At 66.8% G+C, this 17,790-nt stretch carries 21 protein-coding genes and 1 tRNA gene; 16 read left to right on the top strand and 6 right to left on the bottom strand.

Annotation, left to right across the window (positions count from 1 at the left end):
• The first annotated feature begins 102 nt into the window (after positions 1 to 102).
• From ABT392_RS20875 to ABT392_RS20840, 8 genes are read left to right on the top strand one after another with little or no spacing between them, the layout of a single operon-like run.
• Positions 103 to 894, top strand: coding sequence for a hypothetical protein (locus ABT392_RS20875; RefSeq protein WP_395384672.1), 792 nt, complete (start codon positions 103 to 105; stop codon positions 892 to 894).
• A gap of 11 nt (positions 895 to 905) precedes the next feature.
• The gene (radA, locus tag ABT392_RS20870; protein ID WP_395384673.1) at positions 906 to 2,267 is read left to right on the top strand and encodes a DNA repair protein RadA; all 1,362 of its coding nucleotides are present in this window, start codon (positions 906 to 908) and stop codon (positions 2,265 to 2,267) included.
• Between the two features lie 10 nt (positions 2,268 to 2,277).
• Entirely contained in the window at positions 2,278 to 2,640 is a 363-nt protein-coding gene (locus ABT392_RS20865) for an antibiotic biosynthesis monooxygenase family protein (protein WP_334277716.1), read from the top strand.
• Positions 2,641 to 2,670: 30 nt separating this feature from the next.
• Positions 2,671 to 3,594, top strand: coding sequence for a branched-chain amino acid transaminase (locus tag ABT392_RS20860; RefSeq protein ID WP_395384674.1), 924 nt, complete (start codon positions 2,671 to 2,673; stop codon positions 3,592 to 3,594).
• 26 nt (positions 3,595 to 3,620) lie between these two features.
• Positions 3,621 to 3,833 carry a zinc-finger domain-containing protein gene (locus ABT392_RS20855; RefSeq protein WP_334277718.1) on the top strand — a complete coding sequence of 71 codons (213 nt, stop codon included), beginning with the start codon at positions 3,621 to 3,623 and terminating at the stop codon, positions 3,831 to 3,833.
• Positions 3,834 to 3,840: 7 nt separating this feature from the next.
• Entirely contained in the window at positions 3,841 to 4,296 is a 456-nt protein-coding gene (locus ABT392_RS20850; protein ID WP_395384675.1) for a YybH family protein, read from the top strand.
• On the top strand, positions 4,293 to 5,282 hold the full coding sequence (locus tag ABT392_RS20845) for a YheT family hydrolase (RefSeq protein ID WP_395384676.1): 990 nt from the start codon (positions 4,293 to 4,295) through the stop codon (positions 5,280 to 5,282). The genes ABT392_RS20850 and ABT392_RS20845 overlap by 4 nt, the downstream gene beginning before the upstream one ends.
• A gap of 17 nt (positions 5,283 to 5,299) precedes the next feature.
• Positions 5,300 to 5,818 (top strand): DUF2946 family protein, encoded by a 519-nt coding sequence (locus ABT392_RS20840; RefSeq protein ID WP_395384677.1) that lies wholly within the window; start codon positions 5,300 to 5,302, stop codon positions 5,816 to 5,818.
• Positions 5,819 to 5,927: 109 nt separating this feature from the next.
• Here the strand turns inward: ABT392_RS20840 and ABT392_RS20835 are convergent, their stop codons facing one another.
• Positions 5,928 to 6,464, bottom strand: coding sequence for a c-type cytochrome (locus tag ABT392_RS20835; protein WP_334277723.1), 537 nt, complete (start codon positions 6,462 to 6,464; stop codon positions 5,928 to 5,930).
• Positions 6,465 to 6,632: 168 nt separating this feature from the next.
• On the opposite strand from ABT392_RS20835, the gene ABT392_RS20830 reads away from it, so the two are divergent.
• Positions 6,633 to 6,708 (top strand) — tRNA-Arg (locus ABT392_RS20830).
• A gap of 44 nt (positions 6,709 to 6,752) precedes the next feature.
• Here the strand turns inward: ABT392_RS20830 and selD are convergent.
• From selD to ABT392_RS20810, 4 genes are all read right to left on the bottom strand, one after another.
• Entirely contained in the window at positions 6,753 to 7,829 is a 1,077-nt protein-coding gene (selD, locus tag ABT392_RS20825; RefSeq protein WP_464970859.1) for a selenide, water dikinase SelD, read from the bottom strand.
• Complete coding sequence (gene mnmH, locus ABT392_RS20820) at positions 7,826 to 8,896, bottom strand: tRNA 2-selenouridine(34) synthase MnmH (protein WP_334277725.1); 1,071 nt, start codon at positions 8,894 to 8,896, stop codon at positions 7,826 to 7,828. Before mnmH ends, selD begins: the two co-directional genes overlap by 4 nt.
• A 121-nt stretch (positions 8,897 to 9,017) precedes the next feature.
• Positions 9,018 to 9,317, bottom strand: coding sequence for a hypothetical protein (locus tag ABT392_RS20815; RefSeq protein ID WP_334277726.1), 300 nt, complete (start codon positions 9,315 to 9,317; stop codon positions 9,018 to 9,020).
• Between the two features lie 114 nt (positions 9,318 to 9,431).
• Positions 9,432 to 10,202 (bottom strand): hypothetical protein, encoded by a 771-nt coding sequence (locus tag ABT392_RS20810; protein ID WP_395384679.1) that lies wholly within the window; start codon positions 10,200 to 10,202, stop codon positions 9,432 to 9,434.
• A 222-nt stretch (positions 10,203 to 10,424) separates the two neighbouring features.
• Between ABT392_RS20810 and ABT392_RS20805 the strand changes: the two genes are divergently transcribed.
• From ABT392_RS20805 to ABT392_RS20775, 7 genes are all read left to right on the top strand, one after another.
• Positions 10,425 to 10,832 (top strand): hypothetical protein, encoded by a 408-nt coding sequence (locus ABT392_RS20805; RefSeq protein ID WP_334277728.1) that lies wholly within the window; start codon positions 10,425 to 10,427, stop codon positions 10,830 to 10,832.
• Positions 10,833 to 10,836: 4 nt separating this feature from the next.
• Positions 10,837 to 11,916 carry a sensor histidine kinase gene (locus tag ABT392_RS20800; protein ID WP_334277729.1) on the top strand — a complete coding sequence of 360 codons (1,080 nt, stop codon included), beginning with the start codon at positions 10,837 to 10,839 and terminating at the stop codon, positions 11,914 to 11,916.
• Positions 11,907 to 12,929, top strand: a complete 1,023-nt coding sequence (locus ABT392_RS20795; RefSeq protein WP_334277730.1) for a hypothetical protein — start codon at positions 11,907 to 11,909, stop codon at positions 12,927 to 12,929. Before ABT392_RS20800 ends, ABT392_RS20795 begins: the two co-directional genes overlap by 10 nt.
• A 7-nt stretch (positions 12,930 to 12,936) precedes the next feature.
• A complete protein-coding gene (locus ABT392_RS20790) occupies positions 12,937 to 13,674 on the top strand; it encodes a LytR/AlgR family response regulator transcription factor (RefSeq protein ID WP_334277731.1) in 738 nt (245 codons plus the stop codon).
• Positions 13,675 to 14,009: 335 nt separating this feature from the next.
• On the top strand, positions 14,010 to 15,437 hold the full coding sequence (locus tag ABT392_RS20785) for a circularly permuted type 2 ATP-grasp protein (protein WP_395384680.1): 1,428 nt from the start codon (positions 14,010 to 14,012) through the stop codon (positions 15,435 to 15,437).
• 84 nt (positions 15,438 to 15,521) lie between these two features.
• The gene (locus tag ABT392_RS20780) at positions 15,522 to 16,490 is read left to right on the top strand and encodes an alpha-E domain-containing protein (protein ID WP_334277732.1); all 969 of its coding nucleotides are present in this window, start codon (positions 15,522 to 15,524) and stop codon (positions 16,488 to 16,490) included.
• 21 nt (positions 16,491 to 16,511) lie between these two features.
• Positions 16,512 to 17,246 (top strand): proteasome-type protease, encoded by a 735-nt coding sequence (locus ABT392_RS20775; protein ID WP_334277733.1) that lies wholly within the window; start codon positions 16,512 to 16,514, stop codon positions 17,244 to 17,246.
• Positions 17,247 to 17,270: 24 nt separating this feature from the next.
• Here ABT392_RS20775 and ABT392_RS20770 read toward each other — a convergent pair whose 3' ends face one another.
• Positions 17,271 to 17,777: a hypothetical protein gene (locus tag ABT392_RS20770; RefSeq protein WP_395384681.1), complete on the bottom strand. Its 507-nt coding sequence runs from the start codon at positions 17,775 to 17,777 to the stop codon at positions 17,271 to 17,273.
• Positions 17,778 to 17,790: the final 13 nt, after the last annotated feature.

The following is a 17,790-nucleotide window of genomic DNA, read 5'->3' as shown; positions in this document are numbered from 1 at the left end:
GGCAGCAGGGCCACGCGGCCCTGACGAAGGAGGGTTTTAGCATGGCGACCTTGGCCACGCAGAAAGTCAGGCATCGAAGGCCGGAATCCGAGGGAGACAACCATGGGCTTGAACAGGATCCCGCGGCGGCGCGACCCGGCGCTCGCACTGGAGCAGCACACCCGCATGAAGCTGCGCACCACCCGCTGGCTGCGCCTGCATGTGATGCTGATCGCCATGCTGACCCTGGCCGGGCTCTGGCTCGGCGGCGCCCTGCTTCGCTGGGCCGGCTTTGAAGCACTGGCCCTGCGCTATGCGCTGCTCTTGCCCCTGACCTACCTGCTCTATCTGGGCCTCTTGCGTCTGTGGGCCCGGATGCTGCTGGACGACGAGCCGGCGGATGGCGCGTTCGACGTGGCCGACGTCGCGCTGGATCTGGCGGATGGCGTGCCCGTCCCCGCGCGGGCGTTCCGCAGTGACATGGGCGGCGATTTCGGCGGTGGCGGCGCCAGCGGCGACTTCACCGACGGCGCGGTCGAGTCCGGCCTCAGTGCCGGCGGCAAGACGCTCGGCGCGCTGGCCGATGCCGACGAAGGCATCGTCATCGCAATTCCGCTCGCTGTAGTGATAGGCATCGCCACCCTGCTGGCGGCCCTGCTGGGCGTGGGCGTGTTCGCGCTGTTCGGTGTGGACGTGCTCCTGGCCGTGGCCGTCGAAGTCGCCCTGGCCGCCCTGGCAGGCTCCTTCGCCTACCGGCGCCAGCGCGAAGGCTGGTTCGGCACGGCGATTGGCCACACCTGGCGCGGCGCGCTGGCCATGCTGGTGCTGGGCGTGGCCCTGGGCTGGGTGATCGACCATTGGCTGCCGGCGGCGGATTCATTGCCGCATGCCATGAAGCTGTTGCTGCAACACTGACAATCGCGCCCATGGCCAAAGAAAAGACGATCTACAGCTGCAGCGATTGCGGCGGCACCAACCCGAAATGGCTGGGCCGCTGCCCGCATTGCGGCGCCTGGAACACGCTGGTGGAAAGCATTGCCGAGACGCCCGGCGCCGGCAAGAACCGCTACCAGTCGCTGGCGCGCAGCCAGCCGGTGGCCACGCTCAGTGAAATCGAGGCGACCGACTTTGACCGCACGCCCACCGGCCAGGACGAGCTGGACCGAGTGCTCGGCGGCGGCATCGTGGCCGGTGGCGTGGTGCTGATCGGTGGCGACCCGGGCATCGGCAAGTCGACACTGCTCCTGCAGGCCATCGATGCGCTCTCGCAGCGCGTCAAGGTGCTTTATGTGACGGGTGAAGAGAGCGGTGCGCAGGTGGCGATGCGTTCGCGGCGCCTCGGACTCGCCGGCACGCAGGTGCGCGTGCTTGCCGAGATCAGCCTGGAGAAGATCATGGCGACGATCGAGGCCGAGCAGCCAGCCTTCTGCGTGATCGACTCGATCCAGACGCTTTATTCCGAGCAGCTCAGCTCGGCGCCGGGCTCGGTGGCCCAGGTGCGTGAATGCGCAGCGCAACTGACGCGCACCGCCAAGTCCAGCGGCTGCGCGATGGTGCTGGTAGGCCATGTCACCAAGGAAGGCGCGCTGGCCGGGCCGCGCGTGCTGGAGCACATCGTCGACACGGTGCTGTACTTCGAGGGCGACACCCACAGCAGCTACCGCCTGGTGCGCGCGATCAAGAACCGCTTCGGCGCGGTCAACGAGATCGGCGTGTTCGCCATGACCGAGAAGGGGCTCAAGGGCGTCAGCAATCCGAGCGCGATCTTCCTGTCCACGCATGCCGAGCCGGTGCCCGGCTCCTGCGTGCTGGTGACGCTGGAAGGCACACGGCCGCTGCTGGTGGAGCTGCAGGCGCTGGTCGATGGTGGCGGGCCCAACCCGCGCCGGCTCTCGGTGGGCCTGGAGCGCGACCGGCTGGCCATGCTCTTGGCAGTGCTGCACCGCCATGCCGGCGTGATGACGAACGACCAGGACGTGTTCGTCAACGCGGTGGGCGGTGTGCGCATCAGCGAGCCGGCGGCCGACCTGGCCGTGATGCTGGCGATCCAGAGCTCGCTGCGCGGCAAGGCCCTGCCCAAGGGCTTCATCGCCTTTGGCGAAGTGGGTCTGGCCGGCGAGGTGCGGCCGGCACCGCGCGGTCAGGAGCGGCTGAAGGAAGCGGCCAAGCTCGGCTTCTCCATCGCCATCGTGCCCAAGGCCAATGCGCCTAAGAAGCCGATAGAAGGCCTGAAGGTCTACCCGGTGGAGCGCATCGAAGAGGCGATCACCGCACTGCGTGAGTTCTAGGAGACTGCTGATGAGCGCGCCCACCGGTTTCGCCCCCCGCCCCGAGCCCCCCTACTACGCCGTGATCTTCACCAGCCTGCGCACGCAGAATGACGCGGCTGGCTACGCCGAAGCCGCCGAGCGCATGGCAGCACTGGCGGCCGAGCAGCCCGGTTACCTGGGCGTTGAAAGCACACGTGGCGCTGATGGGCTGGGCATCACGGTTTCGTACTGGGCCAGCCTGGAGGCCATCCAGGCCTGGCGCACCCACATCGAGCACACGGCGATCCGCGAGCAGGGCCGAGCCCAGTGGTACGAGCACTACGAGCTGCGGGTCGCCCGCATCGAGCGCGCCTATGGCTGGAGCCGCAGTGAGGGGCCTGCCCACTCGTAGAATGGCGGGCTACAGCAAGGAGTAGCACCCATGTCCATGGAAGACCGCGACGGCAAGATCTGGATGGACGGCCAATTGGTCGATTGGCGTGATGCCAAGATCCATGTCCTGACCCACACGCTGCACTACGGCTGCGGCGCCTTCGAAGGCGTGCGCGCCTACAAGACGGACAAGGGCACGGCCATCTTCCGCCTGAAGGAACATACCGAGCGGCTGTTCAACAGCGGCAAGATCCTGCGCATGAAGATTCCCTTCTCGATCGAACAGGTCGAGGAAGCCCAGAAGGCCGTGGTGCGCGAGAACAAACTCGAGAGCTGCTACCTGCGCCCCTTGATCTGGATCGGCTCCGAGAAGCTCGGTGTCAGCCCCAAGGGCAACAAGATCCACGCCATGGTGGCGGCCTGGAGCTGGGGCGCCTACCTGGGCGAGGAAGGCTTGAAGCGCGGCATCCGTGTCAAGACCAGCTCCTACACGCGCCATCACGTCAACATCACGATGACGCAGGCCAAGACGGTGTCCAACTACACCAACTCAATCCTGGCGAACATGGAAGCCACCGACGACGGCTACGACGAAGCGATGCTGCTCGACGCTTCGGGCTTCGTGTCTGAGGGCGCGGGCGAAAACCTCTTCGTCATCAAGAACGGCGTGGTCTACACGCCCGACCTGTCGGCCGGCGCACTCAACGGCATCACCCGCAACACCATCTTCCACATCTGCCAGGACCTGGGCCTGAAACTGGTGGAGAAGCGCATCACCCGCGACGAGGTCTACATCTGCGACGAGGCCTTCTTCACCGGCACGGCCGCCGAAGTGACGCCGATCCGCGAGCTGGACCGCATCGAGCTCGGTAGCGGCTCGCGCGGCCCGATCACCGAGAAAATCCAGGCCGCCTTCTTCGACATCGTCAACGGACGCAACCCGAAGTACGCCCACTGGCTGAGCCTGGTCTGAAGCACCGAACTGAAAGAGAACCCAAGATGTCCAACGATCAAGCCAAAGCCATCGTCGAAGTGACGGCCAAGGACGTGCAGGGCCCCGGCGTCGTCGCCTGCCCCAACCCCAAGATGCCGCTGTGGAGCAACCACCCGCGCGTCTTCATCGACGTGACGCATGAAGGCGGCGGCAAGTGCTCCTATTGCGGCACCGTCTACAAGCTCAAGGCCGGCGAGACGCTCGGCCACGCGCACTGAACTCGCGATGCCGCTGCCCCCGCAAGCCGCCGCCCAACTGCTGGCCTCGACGCCCGAGGACAGCGAAGCGCTGTTCTACGAAGCGCTGCAACGCGCCGACCTGGACCGCCTGATGGCGCTGTGGTCCGACGAGGACGAGATCTCCTGCGTCCATCCCGGTGGCCCGCGTCTGGTGGGGCATGGCGCGATCCGCTCTGCCTTCGAAACCCTGTTCGGCCACGGCCCGATCAATGCGCACCCGGAGCGCGTGCGCAAGCTGCACAGCGGCGACATGGCGATTCACCAGGTGCTTGAGCGCGTGCAGGTGGCCGGCGCCAAGGGCGAGGCACAAACCGCGTGGGTGATTGCAAGCAACGTCTACATGAAGACGGCTCTGGGCTGGCGCATGGTCTTGCACCACGCGAGCCCCGGCAGTGCCAGCGATGTGCAGGAGCTGAGCGAAGGCCCGGCCACCTTGCATTGAGCAAGCCGATCCCTTTGCAGTACCGCGCGCCGCTGTGGCTGCCCGGTGGCCAGGCGCAGACGATCTGGCCGGCGCTGTTCTCGCGCAGCTCCTGGAGCGATGCGCCGCAGTTCAAGCGCGAGCGCTGGACCACGCCGGATGGCGACTTTATCGACGTGGACCGACTCGATGCGCCGTCGGCGCCCGACGCGCCCTTGCTGGTGCTGTTCCATGGCCTCGAGGGCAGCTCGCAAAGCCACTACTCCAGGGCCTTTGCCAGCATCGCGCGTGAGCGCGGCTGGGCGTTTGCGCTGCCGCACTTTCGTGGCTGCTCGGGCGAGCTGAACCTGGCGCCGCGCGCCTACCACTCGGGTGACTTCGAGGAAATCGGCTGGATGCTGGATCGCTTCAAGGCCGCGCATCCAGGCCCCCTGGTTGCGGCAGGCGTGTCACTCGGCGGCAATGCGCTCCTGCGCTGGGCCGAGGAGGCCGGTGACAGCGCCTCGGCCACGGCCCGCGCCGTCTGCTCGATCTGCTCGCCCATCGACCTGGCGGCCTGTGGCATGGCCATTGGCCGTGGCTTCAACCGCCTGGTGTATACGCGCATGTTCCTGCGCAGCATGGTGCCCAAGGCCATGAAGAAGCTCGAGCAGCACCCGGGGCTGTTCGACGGCGAGCGGCTGCGCGAGGTACGCGACCTCTATGAGTTCGACAAGCTCTTCACCGCGCCGCTGCACGGCTACAAAGACACCAACGACTACTGGGCGCGCGGATCGGCCAAGCCGCACCTGCACCGCATCCGCGTGCCGGCCCTGGTGCTCAATGCCCGCAACGACCCCTTCGTGCCCGCTGCCTGCCTGCCCAGCCAGGAAGAAGTCGGCAACGATCTGGTGCGCCTGTGGCAACCGCCGCATGGCGGCCATGTCGGCTTCCCCAGTGGCTGGCCGCCAGGGCACGTGATGCAGGTGCCGCAGCGCGTGTGCGATTGGCTGTCAGCTTCTCTTTAGCGCTCTAGACTCAAGCCATGGACCCCATCGTCGAAGCCGCGTTGAAGAAGTGGCCCAATGTGCCGCACTGCTATGGCTGGCTGGCGCTGGATGCGCGCGGCGACTGGTACATGCGCGACGAGCGCATCCAGCATGCCGGGCCGTTTCCGCAGGTCAAGGGCAGCCGCATCGAACACCGCAAGCTGATCGAGTTCATTGAGCGCAACTACGCGGCCGACGCGACCGGCTGCTGGTTCTTCCAGAACGGGCCGCAGCGCGTCTATGTTGAGCTGGAGGCGGCGCCCTGGGTCTGGCGCGTCGCGGCCGGTGGCCAGATCAGCAGCCACACCGGCCTGCCCTGCGAGGCGCAGGCCAGCTGGCTCGACGAGCAGGACCGGCTTTTCATCGCCACGCGCTTGGGCCTGGGCATCGTGCACAGCATGGACATGCATGAGGCGGCGCTGGCCGTCGAGCAAGGGCTGTGGCAGCCGCAAGCCGCGCGGCATGCCGACTTGCTGGCCCGGCATGCGGTGCAGTTGAAACCGCTACCGCCCTGACGACCCTTCGCGCCAAGACGCCCACAAAAAAGCCGACCCGAGGGTCGGCTTCTCTTTGGATCCCGCAGGATCGCTGAGGGCTTGATCGCTCGCTGGCTCGCTGGCTCGCTTACTTGGCGGCCGAAGCGGCTGCAGCCGGTGCCTTGGGCTCGTCGAACTTGGCGCCGCCCTGGTTGGCCAGGTAGACCACGGCGCGCTGGATTTCAAAGTCGCTGAAATCGCCGCCGCCCTGCGCGCCCATATTGCCCTTGCCTTTCAGGGCCGAGGTCACCAGCGCATCGACACCGGTCTTGATGCGCGGGCCCCAGGCTGCGGCATCGCCCAGCTTGGGAGCGCCAGCGGCGCCGCTGGTGTGGCAGGCCGAGCATTGAGCCTGGAACACCTGCTCGCCGGTCTTCATCGAAGCCGCGTCGCTCAGGTCCTTGATCTCGATGCTGCCCACCGGCTGGATGCGGGCGGCGATGGCCTGATCTTCCAGTCCCACGCTACCGGCGGCCGGCTTGGTGGCGGTGGCGACATAGTTGGCCAGCATGATGATGACGATCACCGGCACAACAAAGGCAAAGCCCACTGCCCAGATCAGTTGCTTGGGCGTCTTGATCGGGCCTTCGTGGGCTTCGTCGTGGTGTTCGTGGGTTCCGCTCATGAAATCCTCTTTGGCGTCGGCTGTCTTTGGACTGAATCTGGCCTGAATCAGGTCACGCAGATCCCGCTGACCCCAGGGCCGGCAGGACACAAAGCCAGGGATTATATCTAGCGCCTGCGCCCCCGGACCAGGCATTGCTCACGGCACTGCTAGAATCCGCAGCCTTTGGCGCCCGTAGCTCAATGGATAGAGTACTGCCCTCCGAAGGCAGGGGTTGTTGGTTCGATCCCAACCGGGCGCACCATGGACATGATTCGCATGAAAAGCTCGCACGGTGTGCGAGCTTTTTTATTGCGCCAGCCTCAGTTGACTGCCCTGCGGCCCAGCTGGCAGCACCGTCCCGATTTCCGCGGCCGCGTCGAAACCGTGACGGTGAAAGATGCGCAGCACGTCTTCCACAGCGCCAGCTTCGCAGGACACCAGCAAGCCTCCGCTGGTCTGGGGGTCAGTCAGGAGCGCTCGGTCGCTGGCCGACAAGCTCTCCGGCAGCAGCACTTCCGAGCCGTAGCTGGCCCAGTTGCGGCCTGATGCGCCGGTGACCATGCCGCGCACGGCGAGCTCGCGCACGCCCGGCAGCAGTGGCACCCGCGGCCAGTCGATTGCAACATCGGCCTGCGCGCCGCGCGCCAGCTCCAGCGCATGGCCGGCCAGGCCGAAGCCGGTGACATCGGTCATCGCATGGACGCCGGCCAGGGCCGCAAGCTCGATGCCCGGCTTGTTGAGCTGCGTCGTGGTGGCAATCATCTGCGCGTAGCCCTCGGCATCGAGAGCCTCCTTCTTGAGCGCTGCCGACAGGATGCCCACGCCCAGCGGCTTGCCAAGCACGAGCCGGTCGCCCGGCCGCGCGTCTGAATTGCGCTTGATGCGCTTGGGATGCACGACACCCAGCACCACCAGACCGTAGATCGGCTCGACCGAGTCGATCGTGTGGCCGCCGGCAATCGGGATACCGGCCTGGCCGCAGACCGATTCGCCGCCTTGCAGGATCTTGCCTATCACCTCGAGTGGCAACACATTGATCGGCATGCCCACCAGCGCCAGCGCCATGATGGGTGTGCCGCCCATGGCGTAGACGTCGCTGATCGCATTGGTCGCGGCGATCCGGCCGAAGTCGAAGGGGTCATCGACGATGGGCATGAAGAAGTCGGTGGTGGCAATCACCGCGATCTCGTCGCTGAGCTGGTAGACCGCCGCATCGTCCGAGGTTTCGATGCCGACAAGCAGCTCCTTGGGCACCGGGAAATGCTGCGTTTTCTTGAGGATTTCGCTCAGCACACCGGGCGCGATCTTGCAGCCGCAGCCGCCGCCATGGGAGAGCGAGCTCAGGCGCGGCACTTGTTGTTGCGGGGCTTGGGAGGGTGTCATCGGGGCTCTTCAGGATGGTTGAACGCCAGTGCGGCGATGCGGCCGGCCAGTGCCAGGATGCCGGTATCCGACAGGTCGGTGCAGGGCACGCGCTGGGCGTGAGCAAGACGCGCGAGATGGCGTCCTTGTGATCGGGCATAGAGCGGGTCGTAGTGCTGCGCCATCAGCGCTGCGAACAACTCCGGCAGGGCGCCTTGCAGGGCCCAGTCCTGCCATTGCGCCAACACTTCCTTGGCCAGCAGCTCGCGCAGGGTGCCGAGCTTGTCGGCCAGGGCCTGGCGATCCTGGCCCAGCCAGGCGTAGTCGCGCAGCAGGTAGTCGAGCCGCGCTACCGGCGTGGCATCGATCTCGACGACGGGGCTCTCGCGCAGGCGCTGCAGGAGGGGTTCGGGCACGTTGAGGCGGCCGATGCGCCGGCTCTCGGCTTCGATCCAGACCGGCTGGCCGAGATCAAAGTCGGCCATGCGGTGCATCAGCTGCGTCTCGAAGGCTTTCTGCGAAGGCTGCGGCCGGTCCGGCATGGCACCGAGCACGGAGCCCCGATGGGCCGCCAGGTCTTCCAGGTCGAGCACCTGAGCACCTTGTGCCGCCAGGGCCTGCAGCACGCGCGTCTTGGCGCTGCCGGTCGGGCCGCACAGCACGCGCAGCGCAAGCCGGGGTGCGATCTGCTCGATCTGCTCGATGACGTGCCCGCGCCAGGCCTTGTAGCCGCCCTGGAGCTGCTGCGCATCCCAGCCCACAAGGCGCAGCCAGTTGACGAAGCTGCCGCTGCGCATGCCGCCTCGCCAGCAATAGAGGAGCGGGCGCCATTCCTTGGGTTTGTCGCGGAACAGCGCGTCGAGATGGCGGGCGATGTTGCGTGCCACCATGGCGCCGCCGATCTTGCGGGCCTCGAAGGCCGAGACCTGGACATAGGTGGTGCCCACGATGCGGCGCTCTTCATCGTTCAGCACCGGGCAATTGATGGCGCCCGGAATGTGGTCTAGGGCGTACTCGGCCGGCGAGCGCACATCGATCAGTACCGAGAACTCGGCCAGCTGCTTGACGGTGGTGGGCTTGTGGCTCATCGCGGCGATGGTACAGGGCCGCTGAATGCAAAAAAGGGCCTGGCCGTCTGGCGGCCAAGCCCAAATGCTGTGTCTTCAAGTCGACGTCCAGCAACTGCAATCGCTGCGGGCAGCGCCCGCCTCAGTGGGCCATCTCCAGATAGGTGGACACCGATGCCTGGCTGTCATCGTCCCAATCGCCTTCGGTTTCGGGCAGCTGTCGGGCCAATACTTCGGCCTGTGCGGCCTGCGCCGCCTGGGTGGCCTGCTCCAGCAGCTTTCGCAGCCGGGGGTCGGCCCTCAGCTGCTGGCGGGCCTGACGGATGGCCGGGCCGAACTGCGGCGAATGCCGGGCCACGTAGTCGAGATAGGCGTCGTGCCGCTGCGGGAAGGTCAGCCACCAGCTGACGATGCTGTCGGGGTCATTCAGGTTCAAAAGCATGGGGCACTCCTGGCCACTAACGGGTGCGGCCAGTCTAGCGCAAATACTGTATGAATAAACAGTATTCAGGCGAGGCTTTGCGCATCGCTTCCGGCAAGTCGACCCCGGGGCGATTCATTCCCGGCAAGGCGCCTTGATCTGCTGGTCCGCCCGCCCGGCGCGGCACATCTCCAGCCAGTAGTTCTTGATGAAAGCCGGATGGCGGCGCAGCAGATCCTTGCTGGCGACCGAGTAGTACCAGCTGGTCAGCACCGGCGGGGTGAGCCGGCGCAGGCGCTCCAGCACCTCGGGCGTCTGGGTGCTCATGATCAGGTCAGGCAGGATGGCCACGGTGCTGCGGCCCGAGACCAGCTTGTTCAGCACGTTCTGCGTGTCCATGCCGTTCTCGGGCGTCCAGTTGCGCTCGGCCACCAGGGCCCGCAGCGCCGGCACCGGCGCCACGCCGACGCGCAGATCGTCCGGGCCGCTGAGCTTGCTGCCATTCCAGCTCACCGTGGTGTCACGACTATCTATGTAGAGCGAATAGCTGGCCGAGTAGAAGCCAAGTTGCGGGTCGACCGCCTCGCCATCCATGGGCAAGGCACCGATGGCCAGCAGGTCGGCCCCCGGGAAGGCCACGGCCCAGATGTCGATTTCGTTGCGCGACAGCAGCTCGCGGCCCCGGATGATGGGAAAGCGCAGCAGCTCCAGCCGCGACGATGTGCAACCCGCCCTGACCACCGCCTGGCGCACCCAATCCACCAGCTTGCCTTGCGGCGGCTGGGACTTGTCCCGGCCCAGCAGCAGCGGGGCCAGCTCATAGTCCAGGAAGCCGATGCGCAGCTGCGCCGGGCAGCGCGCCTGCGCCTGCGCAAGGAATAGCAGTCCGAACGCTGCAGACAGCAAGCCTCGCCTACGTCGAATGCCACGCATCATGGATCAGGACTTCCGTGTTGTCGGCCAAGTCGGCGCCAGCAGTTCTTGCCGGCGCCACCGCCATTCTCACCTTCACCGTCAGGCTTCCAGCCCGCTTCGTCGGATGAATTCCAGGCTTCGTCCGGCCGGCCGTGACCGGCCGGGCCTGGGTGCGTAACTTTGCGCCACCGAACAACTTTGCCGGAGTCCCCCATGAAATCAAGCACCCTGACCACCCTCGTCGCCGCGCTGGCTCTGGCCGCACCGGTCTCTTTTGCAGGGGCCGCCGGGTCTGCCGGCCCCGCCAGGTCCGCAGAACCCGCCGCCTGCCCCCAGGCCGCCGAGCAACTGCCCGAACTGCTGGCCACCCCCATGCAGCGCATCGGCAGCGAGGGCGAGGTCCGCGCCGAGTTCGAGGTCAATGCCCGCGGCCAGGTGCGACCGATCTCGGTCGACGGCCACCGCCGCTACCGCAGCTTCGTGCGCAGTGCGCTCTACTCGCTGGACTGCAAGGGCGGTACGCCGCAGCGCTACGTGCTTAATATCCGCTTCGCAGAAACTGCACCGACCAGCCTGGCCAAGGCTTCGGCGCCGATGATTGCCATTTCCGAGGTCCGCTGAACCCATGCCCCTGGCCCGCCTGCTGCGCCTGACACGCCCCGAGCGCCGCGAGATGCTGATCGCGGCGGGCCTGAGCCTGGTGCTGGGAGCGGCGTGGGTACTGCCAGAGCTGATCGGCTGCCGCCTGATCGATGGTGAGCATTGCGGCATCCGGCTGCGCAGCCGCTTCCATACCGGCGTCTGCGTGGCGTGCTGGATCTGGTGCCTGTGGCTGCTTGCCAGCCTGACGCAGCATTGGCTGCCCGATGCTGCCGAGCAGCGCCCGCGCGCCCTCGGGTTGCAGATCTTCGTGCTGACCTTGCTGTCGCCCTTGCTCGGCAGGATGCTGGGGCTGTCGGGCGGCGGGTTCACGCCCAGCAGCTGGTACGACCTGCAGGTACACGCCAGCGTCGCGGCGGTGGCCTGCCTCGCCGTCGAGTACCGCCAACGCCGCCGCAGGGGCGAGGCGGATGCGGAATCGCTGCGCCACAACGCGCCGGCCCTCGCCCGCCAGCTCGACCAGGCCCGTACCGCGCTGCTGCAAGCCCAGGTCGAGCCGCACTTCCTTTTCAATACGCTGGCCCATCTGCGCCGCCTCGCCCACACCGATGTCCAGGCCGCCCGCGCGATGCTGTCCGACCTGCGGGTCTACCTTGCTGCCGCGCTGCCCGAGTTGCGCCAGCCTGAAACTCCGCTCGCCCGGGAGCTTGAGCTGGTGCGCGCCTTCCTCGCTCTGCACCAGCGCCGCATCGGGCCGGACCGGCTGACATTGCGCTTTGACATCGCGCCCGGCCTGGAAGCAGTCATCGTGCCCTCGACCTGCTTGCTGACGCTCGCCGAGAACGCCATCAAGCATGGCATCACGCCGCAGGTCGATGGCGGCGAGATCTGCGTGAGCGCACGACCTGACCCTGAGCAGCCGGGCCAATTGGTGCTGGAGGTGGCCGACACCGGGGCCGGCATGTCGGCCAGCACGGGCGGCGGCACCGGCCTGGCCACGCTGCGCGCCCGCCTGGCGGCGCTGCACGGGCCCCGCGCCAAGCTCAGCCTGCACCTCAACCAGCCGACCGGCCTGATCGCCAGGGTGCATCTGCCATGGCAGTGAAATTCGCGCGCGGCGATCTCGGCTGGGTGCTGCTGGTGGGCGGCGGAACGCTGGTCGCCAACGGCACGCCCCTGGGCAACCCTGCGGACGGCGTGCTCACCGCCTTGACCTACAACGTCCTGCAGTTCGGCCTGCCGGCGGTGCTCCTCACGCGTCTGGCCAATGAGCTGGTCGACACGCGAAAGCTGCCCGCCTTGCTGGCTTACCCGGCTGTGCTGCTCCTGACCATAGGCCTGGGGGTCTGGGTCATCGCACCGTCGCTTTACCCGGTGCTCGGCAAGGCAGACTGGTGGGGACGCAAGGAAGACTTCAGGCTGGCCGGCAGCAGCTTCATCTGGCATTCGCTGGGCATGACGGTCTATCTGCAGCAGCGCTACTCGCGGCGTGCACAGGCACGGCTGAAGTCGCTGCAGGAAGAAGCCGCCGAGCGCGAGCGCAAGCTGGCGGCGGCGCAATTGCTGGCGCTGCAGGCGCGCGTCGACCCGGCGCTGCTGTCGGAGCGCCTGGCCACCATCGACACCGAGCTGCTGGAGCAGCCAGCCCGCGGCCAGGCCCGGCTGGCGGCCTTGATCGAGCTGCTGCGCGCCTTGCAGCCGCATGTGGAAGCCGAACTGTCGACACTGGCCCGCGAGCTTGTCGCCTTGCGCTCCTATGCGAGCCTGGTCAGCGCCGATGCCAGGAGCACCGAGCGGCTGCATCTGGCCGGCCTGAACGACCCACCGGAATGGCCGCTGGCGCCCATGGTCTTGCTGCCGCTGGTGCGGCCGTTGCTCGATGAGGGCACCACGCTGTGGAGCCTGTCGCTGCTGGCCGCCGAGGGACGTGCCGAGCTGTGGCTGCAGGCGCTCGGGCCAGATGCCGAGCGGACACAAGCCGCCGCCGCACGCGTGCCGATGGCCGAGCTGAACCAGCGCCTGCGGGCCGTGCACGGCAATCAGTCTTCACTGACACTGGCCGCCAACGAGATGCCGCTGTTCAAGCTGAACTGGCCCATCCCCATTGCCACGCCCTGATCGCGCCATGACCCGCATCCTGATCGCCGAAGACGAAGCGCTGCTCGCCAGCGAAATCCGCGAGGAGCTCTTGCGCCAATGGCCCGAGGCCCAGGTCGTGGCCATCGCTCGCGACGGCCATGAGGCCTTGCGCCTGGTGGAGCAATTGCAGCCCGAGGTCTGCTTCCTGGACGTGCAGATGCCCGGGCTCTCCGGCCTTGAGGTGGCGCAATTGATTGGCCGCCGTGCCCACGTCGTCTTCATCACGGCGCATGAGCGCTATGCGGTGCAGGCCTTCGACGAAGGTGCGGTCGGCTACCTCCTGAAGCCGCTGGACCCGGCGCGCATGGCCAAGACCCTGCTGCGCCTGAAGGAGCGGCTGCCGCAGCAACCGGCCGACCTTGGCGGGCTCAAAGCGCAGGCCGCGCCGGCCGGCACCGAGGCCTTGCGCTGGATCACCGTGCAGCGCGGCCGCGAGCTGCAACTGATCACGGTGGACGACGTGGTCTATTTCCGCGCCGACAACAAATACGTGGCCGTGGTCACTGCCGACACCGAGGCCCTGATCTCGGTGCCCTTGAAGGAGCTGATCCAGCGACTGGACGGCGAGCACTTCTGGCAGGTGCACCGCTCGACCATCGTCAATGCCCATGCCATCAAGTCGGTCAGCCGGGCCTTGAGCGGCAAGCTCAGCATCACGCTGAAGAGCCGGCCCGAGTCGCTGGAGGTCAGCCCGGCCTATTCGCACCGCTTCAAGCAACTCTGAGGGCAACTCTGAGGGCAGCTTTGAGGCAGCGGCTGGCGAATATCGCCCAGCCAGGCAAGACCTGGCACGTTATGTGCGACTGCAACATCAACTGCAGTTGTCTCCTCTATCCCCCAAGGATGGATTCAGCCTCGGGCCGCAAGGTCCGAGGCTCTTTTTTTGCCCGCACGCCCCGCAGGCAAGACCTGGCGCACCAAGCTGGCACACGCGGCAGGCACCAGATGCAGGCGCACTGGCTTTCGGCACCAACAAGGTTCATGCTTGCTGCTCAGATCAGCCATCAAACAGGCACGGGCCTTGCATTGATGGATCTGAGCCTTTCGGAGTTGTTCCCCATGCATGCGCTGACCCTGCCGCCCGCCGGCCACTACGACGAGATGCTGGAGGCCGGTGGTGCCCTCCGCCAACACTACGGCGCTTTCGGCGGCTGGCTGCAGGCGCAGTCGGCCGAGACCCTGGCCAAGAAGCGCGCCGAGGCCGACCTGCTGTTCCACAAGGTCGGCATCACCTTCGCCGTCTATGGCGACGAGGCCGGCGCCGAGCGGCTGATTCCCTTCGACATGGTGCCCCGCATCGTGCCGGCCTCGGAATGGCAGATGCTGGAAAAGGGCCTGCGCCAGCGGGTCACGGCACTGAACCGCTTTCTCTGGGACATCTATCACGACCATGAAATCCTCAAGGCCGGCCTGATACCGACCGAGCAGGTGCTGGGCAATGCGCAGTACCAGCAGGCGATGCAGGGCCTGGACCTGCCGCATGGCATCTATGCCCACATCACCGGCGTCGACCTGATCCGCCATTCCGACGGCGGCTATTACGTGCTGGAAGACAACCTGCGCGTGCCCAGCGGTGTGAGCTACATGCTGGAGAACCGCAAGATGATGATGCGGCTCTTCCCCGAGCTGTTCTCGCGCTATGCGGTGGCGCCGGTGGCGCACTACCCGACGCTGCTGCTCAACACGCTGCGCCATGCCAGCCTTGAGGAGAACCCGACCGCCGTGGTGCTGACGCCCGGCCCCTTCAACTCCGCCTACTTCGAGCATGCCTTCCTGGCGCAGCAGATGGGTGTGGAGCTGGTCGAGGGCCAGGACCTGTTCGTCAAGGACGACTGGCTCTACATGCGCACCACGGTCGGCCCCAAGCGGGTGGACGTGATCTACCGCCGCATCGACGACGCCTTCCTCGACCCGCTGGCCTTCCGTGCCGATTCGATGCTGGGCGTGCCGGGGCTGCTCTCGGTCTACCAGAAGGGCCACCTGATCCTGGCGAACGCCATCGGCACCGGCGTGGCGGACGACAAGTCCATCTACCCCTATGTGCCGGACATGATCCGCTTCTACCTGGGCGAGGAGCCGATCCTGCACAACGTGCCGACCTGGCAATGCCGCAAGAGCGCGGACCTCGACCATGTCTTGAACCACATGAAAGACCTTGTGGTGAAGGAAGTGCATGGCGCCGGCGGCTACGGCATGCTGGTCGGCCCGGCCGCCACGGCTGCCGAGGTCGAGGACTTCAAGCTGCGCGTCAAGGCCAACCCGAGCAACTACATCGCGCAGCCAACGCTGTGCCTCTCGAGCTGCCCCACCTTCGTGGAGAGCGGCATCGCGCCCCGACATATCGACCTGCGGCCGTTCGTGTTGACCGGGCGGGAGATCACGATGGTGGCCGGCGGGCTCACGCGCGTGGCCTTGAAGGAAGGCTCATTGGTGGTGAACAGCAGCCAAGGCGGCGGCACCAAGGACACCTGGATTCTGGAAAGTTGATATGAAGCCCCCACGTTCACTTCGTTCTCTGCTCCCCGAGGGGGCGCAGGCCTCCCTTGGGGCAGCCCGGCGGGAGTCCTGATCATGCTGTCTCGCACCGCCTCCCAGCTCTATTGGATGAGCCGCTATGTCGAACGCGCCGAGAACCTGGTGCGCATGCTCGACGTGACCCAATCGCTGTCGATGCTGCCGCAGTCGCACGGCGCGCGCACCGAACTGGCCGCGCCGCTGGCCGTGACCGGCGCCCTGCAGGACTACAGCGCGCGGCATCCGCAGCTCGATGCCGAGCATCTCTTCAACTTCATGGCGCTGGACCTGGACAACCCGGCCTCGGTCCTGAGCTGCCTGCGCTCCGCGCGCGAGAACGCCCATGCGGTGCGCGGCCAGATCACGGCCGAGATGTGGGAGGCCATCAACAGCACCTGGCTGGAAGGCCGCAGCTTCCCGAAGCGCGGCATCCCGAGCGTCTCCAGCTTCTTCGACTGGGTGAAGGAGCGCTCGCACCTGTTCCGCGGCGCCACCTACGGCACCTTGCAGCGCAACGACGCCTATATGTTCATCCGCCTGGGCACCTTCATCGAGCGGGCCGACAACACGGCACGCCTGCTGGACGTGAAATCGCAGTTGATCGAACCGGCGGTCGAGACCTTGGCGCCGGTGGAAGTGGCCAGCGACAGCGCGCCCGACTTCTATGCCTGGAGCGCGCTCTTGCGCTCGCTCTCGGCCTTCGAGGCCTATCACGCGATCTACCGCGACAGCCTGGAGGGCCGCCGCGTCACCGAGCTCCTGATCCTGCGCCCCGACGTGCCCCGGAGCCTGCGCGCCTGCTGCGACGAGATCGTCGCCATCCTCCCGAAGATCGAAGCCAACCAGGGCGCGCTGGACGCCGGCCGCGTGGTCAAGAAGCGCGCCGGGCAGCTGGCCCTGCGCCTGGAATACGGCTCGGTGGACGAGATCCTCGAGCAAGGCCTGCACCGCTGGCTGACCGGCTTTCTGGATGAGTCTGCCGCCCTGAGCGAGGCGATCCGCGGCGCCTACCTGCAGGCCAGCTGATTCCCTGCGGATAATCGCGTCATGACCTATTGCGTTGCCATGCGGCTGGAAGCCGGCCTGCTGTTCGCCAGTGATTCGCGCACCAATGCGGGCGTGGACCACATTGCCACCTTCCGCAAGATGAGCGTGTTCGAGCAGCCGGGCGAACGCCTCATCGTGCTCCTGAGCGCCGGCAACCTGGCCACCACGCAGAGCGTGATCAGCCTCCTCACACAGCGCCTGAAAGGACAGGAAGAACACCTGTTCAAGTGCCCGAGCATGTACGACGTGGCCGAGCTGGTGGGCCGCACGGTCAAGGAGGTGGTGGCCCGCGATGCCGATGCCCAGTCGCTGGGCCAGGGTGTGGACTTCGGCGGCAACTTCATCGTCGGCGGCCAGATTCGCGGCGAAGCGCCGCGGCTCTTCCATGTCTATGCGCAGGGCAACTTCATCGAGGCCTGCGAGGACACGCCCTACTTCCAGATCGGCGAGAGCAAGTACGGCAAGCCCATCATCGACCGCGTGATCAAGCCGAAGACCTCGCTGAAGGAAGCGGCCAAGTGCACGCTGATCTCATTCGATTCGACGATACGCAGCAACCTCTCGGTGGGCCTGCCCATCGACATGCTGCTCTACAAGACCGACAGCTTCGCGCCGGCCGACCCGCATCGCATCACGGCCGACGACCCGTACTTCAACAAGCTGCGCCGCGGCTGGGGTGAAGGCCTGCGCAAGACCTTCGAGAAGCTGCCGGACGAGGACTGGTTCAACAAGTAGGGCGGGCGGACACTGCGCCACGCCTCAATAGCGGTAGCTGCCACCTATTGACCAATAGCTCGGGCCGGCACGCACCTGCAGGCCGACGCCGGTGCGATTGCTTACCAGGCTCAGGAGGCCGAAGCCGTCGTTCTCGCGACCCAGTCGCACGCCGCCGCCCAGGTGCAGGGCCATCTCCGAATCGCCAAACAGGCGCAGGTCGGCCGACACGCTGCCCGCGTAGCTGAGCCGACCGGCGCAGAAGCCGGCAAAGGTGGTCTGGCCGCTTTGCGTGTCCACGCAGGCATAGCCGATATTCGTGCCGCTGCCGCGCTGCTCGGACCGAAAGCGCCCGGGTGTGCTGTTCTGGTAAAGGATGCCGCCCACCGGCATCAGGCTCAGCGACAGCGGGCCCAGCGTCGCGCGGTAACCCAGCTCCAGCTCCCAGCCCAGCACCGGTTCGCGCCGGGCCACGGCCAGCGTGCCGACCAGGCCATCGGTGGCCGCCTGGGCACAGGCCATCATCAGCAAAACGGAAGCCAGAAAACGCATCGCCACTCCTTGT

This window comes from Paucibacter sp. JuS9 (genome assembly GCF_044043925.2).
Classification (GTDB): Bacteria; Pseudomonadota; Gammaproteobacteria; order Burkholderiales; family Burkholderiaceae_C; genus JAUASW01.
The sequence above is the reverse complement of the archived record's forward strand: the minus strand, read 5'-3'. Positions and strand labels throughout refer to the sequence as shown.